11 protein-coding genes are annotated in these 8,330 nt (G+C 34.5%); 2 read left to right on the top strand and 9 right to left on the bottom strand.

What is annotated here, in order from left to right; translation table 11 throughout:
* Positions 1-112: 112 nt before the first annotated feature.
* The 9 genes from AC27G3_RS17985 to AC27G3_RS17945 form a co-directional block, all read right to left on the bottom strand.
* A complete protein-coding gene (locus AC27G3_RS17985) occupies positions 113-607 on the bottom strand; it encodes a hypothetical protein (protein ID WP_487123996.1) in 495 nt (164 codons plus the stop codon).
* A 121-nt stretch (positions 608-728) separates the two neighbouring features.
* Positions 729-1,580 carry a DUF5677 domain-containing protein gene (locus AC27G3_RS17980; protein WP_487123994.1) on the bottom strand — a complete coding sequence of 284 codons (852 nt, stop codon included), beginning with the start codon at positions 1,578-1,580 and terminating at the stop codon, positions 729-731.
* Positions 1,581-1,688: 108 nt separating this feature from the next.
* Positions 1,689-2,033, bottom strand: coding sequence for a hypothetical protein (locus tag AC27G3_RS17975; RefSeq protein WP_487123992.1), 345 nt, complete (start codon positions 2,031-2,033; stop codon positions 1,689-1,691).
* Positions 2,034-2,151: 118 nt separating this feature from the next.
* Positions 2,152-3,912, bottom strand: coding sequence for a P-loop NTPase fold protein (locus AC27G3_RS17970; protein ID WP_487123990.1), 1,761 nt, complete (start codon positions 3,910-3,912; stop codon positions 2,152-2,154).
* Positions 3,913-4,834: 922 nt separating this feature from the next.
* Entirely contained in the window at positions 4,835-5,122 is a 288-nt protein-coding gene (locus AC27G3_RS17965) for a hypothetical protein (RefSeq protein ID WP_487123988.1), read from the bottom strand.
* A 125-nt stretch (positions 5,123-5,247) separates the two neighbouring features.
* Positions 5,248-5,385: a hypothetical protein gene (locus tag AC27G3_RS17960; RefSeq protein ID WP_487123986.1), complete on the bottom strand. Its 138-nt coding sequence runs from the start codon at positions 5,383-5,385 to the stop codon at positions 5,248-5,250.
* 375 nt (positions 5,386-5,760) lie between these two features.
* The gene (locus AC27G3_RS17955; protein WP_487123984.1) at positions 5,761-6,306 is read right to left on the bottom strand and encodes a hypothetical protein; all 546 of its coding nucleotides are present in this window, start codon (positions 6,304-6,306) and stop codon (positions 5,761-5,763) included.
* Position 6,307: 1 nt separating this feature from the next.
* Positions 6,308-6,625, bottom strand: coding sequence for a hypothetical protein (locus tag AC27G3_RS17950; protein ID WP_487123982.1), 318 nt, complete (start codon positions 6,623-6,625; stop codon positions 6,308-6,310).
* A gap of 229 nt (positions 6,626-6,854) precedes the next feature.
* Positions 6,855-7,460, bottom strand: coding sequence for a porin family protein (locus AC27G3_RS17945; protein ID WP_487123980.1), 606 nt, complete (start codon positions 7,458-7,460; stop codon positions 6,855-6,857).
* A 209-nt stretch (positions 7,461-7,669) separates the two neighbouring features.
* Here AC27G3_RS17945 and AC27G3_RS17940 point away from each other — a divergent pair, with 209 nt between their 5' ends.
* Positions 7,670-7,954: a type II toxin-antitoxin system TacA family antitoxin gene (locus AC27G3_RS17940; protein WP_487123978.1), complete on the top strand. Its 285-nt coding sequence runs from the start codon at positions 7,670-7,672 to the stop codon at positions 7,952-7,954.
* On the top strand, positions 7,951-8,229 hold the full coding sequence (locus tag AC27G3_RS17935; protein ID WP_487123976.1) for a type II toxin-antitoxin system RelE/ParE family toxin: 279 nt from the start codon (positions 7,951-7,953) through the stop codon (positions 8,227-8,229). The genes AC27G3_RS17940 and AC27G3_RS17935 overlap by 4 nt, the downstream gene beginning before the upstream one ends.
* Positions 8,230-8,330: the final 101 nt, after the last annotated feature.

Below are 8,330 nucleotides of genomic sequence, written 5' to 3'. Positions count from 1 at the left end.
TTACTGCTAACGCCTAATTAACAGGCAAAAAATTGTTGGCTAAAATAAGTGAACGGAGTGAATAAAAAGCCAACTGTTTTTTGTCCTTGTTTAATTTCTTGTTAGGTATACATTACACTGAACTGTCGGTAATTGATTTTACAGAATAAAACCAATCGTACAAGCATTGCGATTTGATTGATTTAGAATTATGAGAAACCCCCAGATCGGTTTTATAATTATAGTAATTATAAAACTTACCGAGAAAGCCAATACCTGTCTTTGAAAAGCTTACCTGCATGGCATATTGAGCTTTTGAAACTGTAGAGATTACAGCGACAACTTCTTTTTGTAATAATTCCCCCTCTATTCGAGGGACACTTTTACCATTTTTTATACAGCTAAGTAGTAAATCGAATTTAACAGGATCTTTGATTGTTTTAAGCCTTGATTTTATTTGGTTGTCATAACTATGATAATCAGGGTAAATATTAATAAAATTTATCGTTTCACTTGATTCGTTTGAAAGTAGTTCAAAATATTTATTAGAGTCATGAATAAATAGGTAAGAAATTGCGATAAATTGCACTACGACAATAGCAATAATAAATTTATGCTTCCTAGTCATCAACGATGCTCCATGCTTACTTCGTATACCTAACGCCGCGTTAAGCGGACAAAAAATGTGGGTTATAATATGTAGCGAAGCGAAACGTAACCCACTGTTTTTGTTCCGTTTAAACGCCTTGTTAAGTTTCGTACTCGACTTTGTTGAACTCTTTTAACAAAACCTTTAATTCAGAAAATAAAGGTGAATAAGAATCTCTTAATTTGTCTATAAATTCATACTCAGTATTACAATGTTGATGCAAAATAACAGTTCTAGCTTCTGCAAACGAACACAGATCAGATATAGCTCTAGCAATATGAGCGAGCTTAACTGCTTCTTGACGCTCTATATCTCTAGTACAACGCTCCCAAATCATTGAAACGCCATCGCCATCCTTATGAATTAAATGACTACTCATGCCGAAATTGTAAGCTAAATGAACTAATGGCATTAACCTTTCATCACCAGATTTACTAAAGCCTTGAATAATATTGCTAAACGACCATTTTTGCTCAAGCGACTTTCTCTGTTGCTTATTTGTACCTTCACGAATTGAATCGATATCAGAATCTTCAAGTTTTAAGTCGTCAATAGATTTCCAATTAGGTAATTCATCAGAGTCTACTGTTTTTAGTAAACTACTGACCCTGTCACTTCTTTTCACTGCTGAATAATTAGGTAATATTTCCCAATATTCTTTCACTTTCTCAATAGACTCATCTTCTGTACCTTGAAGCATGAAGATGTACTTCACAACTCCTTCAATAATAGATCTATTGATAATTTCAGAGTCCCACTCTTGTCCATGTCGTAATAATAGAAGTGAGCTCTCAGTACTAAACTGGCAGGATAGATAAAGTTGAGTGCTTACAAATCTGACTACTGGATGCATACCTTGATAGTCTTGATCAAGCAAAGGCTTGCAGTAATCAAAATGCTCACCTACAAAATGACTTGCTAGTGCAGTCAATTGCTTCAGTTTATCGTCCATAATTCACCTAGAAACTTAACGCCCATTTAAGGGGCTGATAATAGTTTGCTAAAATGTGTAGCGAAGCGAAACCGAGCAAACTGTTAGCAGTCCCGCTTTAAATGCTTGTTATATTTGCGTTTTACTCTGTATTCTTTTTAATAGAATAATTTTAATTAGCGCATGGATTGAAGAAAAGCATACCCAACCAATTAGCAGAAGTTTAGTTAGACCGAGCTGACTAAGATCGTTAGAAAGTAAATACATAAAGTAAACTCCTACGATTAGCCCTGCAAAAGCAATTGATGCTGATTTCCATTTTATTATGGCAAAACCAATAAGTGCAAAAATAACAACGGGAATGAAAAGCATGTAATCAAAAAACGCTACACCACTCATAAAACAAGTAGCAACAATAATATTTGATGCACTGTTTTTAATAGAATCTACTAATTTAAATTCTCTATCCGACATTTTTACTCAGAAACTTTATTGCAAATATAACGCTTTGCTAAGCGGCAATAAAATAGTTGGCTAAAATTAGCGAGGAACGAGCAAAAGCCAACTGTTTTTTGTCCGTTTAAGCAACTTGTTAACTAGCGCTTTGCTCCTTGATAGGTATATGTTTTTCCATTCTAGAGTGCGCCTCAAGTAAACTATCATAGAGATCAGCTAAGCTAGCAACTTTTAGCCCTACACCTAACTCTTTTTGTAAATCATCAACCATTAAATATATTGCTTTTAAAGCTTCTAATTCTGGTTTGAAAAAGTCTTCAATGTTACTGAAACGATACCTCTCCTTTATGAATCTAACGAACTGATAAACATCTTCATTAGACCAAGAACGAAGAGCTTCTTCTACAGCTTCTACACTCAGATTATGAAAAATAGGTGTATGCATAAAACTTTGGTAAACATCATCCTTTACCTTACCCCATGATATTTGAAAGTCTTGAGAGAATTGCGAATTTTTATTGGCTTTTTTTAGAGCATCCAATTTTTCTTTCTTCAAGAAGAATTTTTTACTTACCTCATTATCATAAAAGTTAATTCGATACCTATATTCAAATTCATCATCTTCTGTTGGCGCTTGAAACCTATCGACATCAACACTATCACATAAATCTAATAAGCTAGGTTTTGTAACATTTTTAGGATCAATTACTTTTTTATCCAGCATATAAATATATGTATCGCAAATGCTGAACCATTCGTAAATCTCTACATCAGTCTCTTGAGCTATAAACGCTTCCAGCAATAACACGCCCTTTTGGAATTCTTCTTCGGATAATTGATTTTGAACCCAAGGTGATTTCATAGCATCAAGAAGAGTCTGTTTTATTGGTAGATTTAATTCCGATTTTAGATTGGTGAATTCGTAAAGCCCATCACAGCAGTAGCTAATTAATTTTTCATTCGCACCATAAAAACTTCCATCGAATATTTCATCCAATTTTTCATAGTCACTATTGTTTTCTTTTTCATTGTCTTTATCCATCCTACGGATAACTCGCGAACCAATAGCATCAATCATCTTTTCTTTAGAAAACCCATGCTCGAACTTTGCACAACATATTCTTATTACATCTCCTAAAATTCTTGATAGTGCTTGATCAAGGACGACATTTTCTATTTGAGATACTTCTTTTTGAATACGAGTAAACTTTGATAAGGCTCTTTTTAAAACTCTAATATTTTTCGAATTTATAGCCGTAATATTTAGAAGAAGTTCGTTAGCTAACTTATCATCAATATTTTCGTATTCCTTTTTAAGGATTGAAGTAACTTCTTCATGCGTAAAGCTAAATTTATATTTATCGGCAAATACTTTCTCAATATCACTTTTGCAATTAAGTTTTTCTTCGTTTGCCACTACAACAACTTTTATATTTTTTGATTCTGCTAAGCTTAAGCACTCACCTAAAATATTTTTAATTAGTTTTTCTTCAACAACACGTTCTAAATCATCTAAGATCAATACACAATCATCAAGCTCGCCGTAGAGTTTATATTTGTAGGCTCCAGCAGCTCCGCTTAACACAGCGCCAACACCTCTTTCTCCTAAATTATTTGCAGCACCATCAATGGCTTTAGAGAAGTATTTAGCTAGTACGGACGCTTCTTCTTTGTCAGTTAGTGATAATGAGATAATCTTATCTCTAAAATCATCAATGCTAGAAATTCCATAAAGGGAAAAAAAGTAAACTTTTTGACTGAATTTCTCTTCAACCTTTTCTCTCAAGTTATTATTTATAAAATATGTTTTGCCACTTCCCCATGCTCCATCGAGCAAAACAATCTGTGGAAATGAAGGGTCTTCTAATAGCTCAATTATTTGATCGACTTGCTTCACAATGCCCTCTAAATTTCCTGTGCTAGTTAACGCCTCAATTAATGGGCGAAAAATGGTTGGCTATAATCGCGAAGCGAAGCCAACTGTTTTTTGTCCTATTAAATTGCTTGTTAGTTATGCGGTGTTAATGCGGCTTGACCGCCCCACCTTACTAAAACAAACAACCGTAAATTTTGTAAACGCAACATTACCAACAAACTATTGAAAAGTTAAGGCTTAACGTGATTGAGATTACATGGAAGTTTGAACGCTAAACGCGACAGGTAAAACCTAGACACTTCCTGTGATGAACCACTTTGATTAACAAACTCACCAGAATTTGAAACCACTTTCCTTAGTAAAACTTAATAGCAAACTAACGCCCAAATAACGGGCTAAAAATAGTGGGCTAAAATGGAGCGAAGCGAACAAGCCCGCTGTTTTTAGTCCTGTTAATTTGCTTGTTAGTTATGCGGTGTTGATGCGGCTTGACCGCCCCACTTTACTTAAACAAACAATCGTAATTTTTGTAACCGCAACATTACCAACAAACTATTGAAAAGTTAAGGCTTAACGTGATTGAGATTACATGGAAGTTTGAACGCTAAACGCGACAGGTAAACCTAGACACTTCCTGTGATTGACCACTTCGATTAACAAACTCACCAGAATTTGAAACCACTTTCCTTAATAAAACTTAATAGCAAACTAACGCCCACATTAAGGGGCTTTTTAATAGTTTGCTAAAATTGTGTAGCGAAGCGGAACCGAGCAAACTGTAAAATAGTCCTTGTTTAATTTCTTGTTAGAAGTATTTACGATGCTGAGTCGCTATTAAACCGACCACCTATAATACTTGCCGAAACTGCACACCATACCGCAGAAACAGTTCCCATTAATGCAGGTGTAGATTCTATTGCAGATGACATGTGAAGACCAAATTTCAGTTACTTCTTTGATCTGCAAGGAATGCTGCATATTCAGATCTAGCTTTACCATCAGGTTTTATACCTTTAGATTCACACCAAGTTACAAGCTTACTAATTTTGATAGATATCTTTTTAACCTGCTCGCCATTAGCCCTAAGTTCACTGATAGCGTTTTCAGCATTATGCCGCCATTCTTGATAAGTATCATCTAGCGTAGTTGGATCATCTACTGTTTCTTTTAAACACTGCCATTCTTCAGGCTGAAACCATGCGAAAGAATAAACTATTTGTTGTTCACCCATGCTTGAATACTCCGTGAAATATAACGCCTTGCTAAGGGGCAATTGACTGTTGGCTATACTTGCGCGAAGCGCCAAGCCAACTGTTAATTGTCCCAGTGAGTTTACGAACGAACTTGAGCAACTTGTTAGCTGCGCTTTTCGTCTAGTTTAGAAACTGTTTCTTTTAACTGAGCAATTTCTATGTTTTTACCTTTATAAGATCTCAAAGCTTTGTTGAAATATGCTTTTGCCTTAGATTGGCTGCCTGCCAGTTCGTGTAACAAACCAATTCTTAAATAAGTAAACGATAAATTGTTTGGTCCTAGTTTGAAGCTAGAGCTATCTGATTCTAGAATCCTTGCTAAGGCTTGGAGTGCGTAAAGCCCACTTTCAGGTGAGCCTTTTAAGTATTGAGTATGAGCTAATTCGATTTCATTTTTAAGAAAATCAGAAGAAATCTCATTGGCAAAAGAAACTGTTGAAACTAGAGAGCTTAATGTAAATAGTGATCATTTTATTCATTTTAATATCCTTATAGATTGAAATATGCCGCAATATTCTGTGCAGCTAACGCTTTGCTAAGCGGAAAGTAACGGTTGGCTATAATGGCGAAGCGATGCCCAGCTGTTATTTTTCCGTTTAAGCAACTTGTTATATTTTTAATACTCTACCCTTGAAAGTATTTCTAAAAGTTCTTGTTCATCAAACTCACCAGTTATTTGATAAATTACATCACTGTCTACTTTATTAAGATAAATCCTATCGTAATCGACATTACTTCCAGTAATAGTAAAAGCAAATAAATCATCTTTACGATAAACCTTCATCTTATTAAAGCTATCTATATCAAATGCTTCTTTTATTACACTTAACTTGTCAGTCTTTAATGAATTTGTGTATAAACTCAAGAAAAATTCATGCACGGTGATATTAAATTTTTTATGAAGATTTGATATAGCAACATCTGGAGGGTTAACGCCTATTGTCAACTCTTTACCATTATTCAAAATTGTGACTGTGTGGTCAGATAACCCAAGAAAATTTATTTGGTTTAAATCATCTTTCATAGGGCAGAAAGATACATCAACTATATTTAACTGTAAGGTACCTGTTGAGCACTTTGACTTAGGGAATTGTTTTACATTATTAGTAGCAAATACATTGCAAGATGTCATTAATAGCAAAAAAGGGATTATTATCTTCATTTTATATACCCAATGCAGCAAGCTGTAATTTAGTGCTATAATTACGTACTACTTCTTTAGCACAAGTTAATGATTGCTTTGATTCTATCTGTCTTAAAACACTTTGAGAAAAGTTTCTTACGATCCAAGATATTGTTGCCTTCCCTCCACTAGGACGTGGAACCCAGCTTAATGCAGTTGAGCATTTCTGAGTTGCAAAGATCATTTCACCAAAGATTTCTGCTACGCGAGCATTAACATCTCCTTTGAAAGTAAGGTTTAAACCAGCTCCTTTATAAAAAGAATTGATAGCATTTTTTACTGACGTATGATCAGTCAAATTAAAACTCCATTTTTAATTTGTAGATAATATAAGATTGTTAAATTTTCACTCTAAATGATAGATTCATTTGAAGTTATAACCAATATTATTATCACCTATAATATTGGACTGCGATAAAAATATAACGCTAAGCTAAGCGAAAAAATACAGTTTGACTAGTATGTGCGAGGCACGAGCGCAGCCAACTGTATTTTTCCGTTTAAGCGCCTTGTTATATTCAAATTCATTAAAATGAGTAATTAACTCCTAAATTCAAACTATCCCAGCTACCTGACGAGTCTTGATATATATCGAAATCAGGAAGAACTTGATAATCAATGAAAACACTAAACTGGTTATTTATTTGATAATCAAGACCCACGCCATAACTGAAACCATCTACATTCTCAGAATACTGAAAAGGATAAGTTACATTTGTATTACCACTTAAATCAGTGTAGGAAAGTGAAGTGCTTATTTCAGTTTTTGTTTTAGTATATCCGGCTAGAGCATAAACCTTAAACGCTTCTGTAATAGTATATGATGCCTTTGCGAGTATGTGACCTTGGTATTCTATATCTTGTTTGTATTTTTGATCTTCAAATCCAGATTCATTGAAGTTAAATGAGTAGCCAGATATACCTGTATGAAGTCTAGTCTCAATAGAAAATATGTCGTTAATCTTATATCCAGCAGTTGCACCTGCTGTTTGAAAATCTCTACTTCCATACATTGAAATTGTTTGAGAATTATATGACGCGCCTATGTACCAATCATTTGTTTCTTCAGCTAGTGCGGTTGAAACATAAATTGATGCCAAAATACACATAGTAAGAGGTAGTGTTTTTTTCATTTTAAGTCCTTTTAGTTTTACTCGATGATATCACCGAAGCATTGATTAAATATAACACCTAATTAACAGGCAAAAAATAGTTGGTTAAAATAAGCGACGCAGGAGCAAAAACCAACTGTTTTTTGTCCGTTTAAGCAACTTGTTAGTTGCCTTGGATTAATTGCAGTGCTAACATTTGTGAGTACCGAACTTATTTAAGGTAACTTATAATGGACACTCGCATTCAATTTAGAGTTGATGAAGAAACGAAACGTTTGGCGCAACTAATGGCCGAAAGCCAAGGCCGCACTCTTAGCGACGCATGCCGAGAACTTGCAGAAGGTTTAGCAGAAGAACAGAGAAAAACTATAAGCCATGATGCATGGTTATCTGAACAAATAAATGCAGCATTTGACAAGTTTGATAGCGGAAAAGCGAATTTTATTGTACATGATGAAGCGAAAACCTTAATGGAAGCAAGAAAACATAAAATTCGAAATAGAGATAAATCATGATCTTTTGGGAAGAAGAATCATTGAATGATCGCGAAAAAATATTTGAGTTTCTTTTTGATTTTAATCCAAGTGCAGCAGAAAAAACTGATCAAACTATTGAAGCTAAAGTTGAGAATTTATTAGAACACCCACTAATGGGTGTTAAAAGAGACATTTTTCGTGGAAGAGTGCTAATTATTCCAGAAATATCAATGATTGTTTCTTATTGGGTCGATGGTGAAACGATTAGAATAATGAGAGTTTTGCACCAAAAGCAGAATTTCCCACCAGAATAAAGGCAACTAACGCCCTGTTAAGGGGCAAAATTTAGTTGGCCGTTTTATCGGGGGAAGATCACCTTTAACTTTCAGGTACGTCACATCAGCAACCTCGTGAC

The sequence above is a fragment of the Colwellia sp. SU-HH01217 genome (assembly GCF_057543495.1).
The sequence above is the reverse complement of the archived record's forward strand: the minus strand, read 5'-3'. Positions and strand labels throughout refer to the sequence as shown.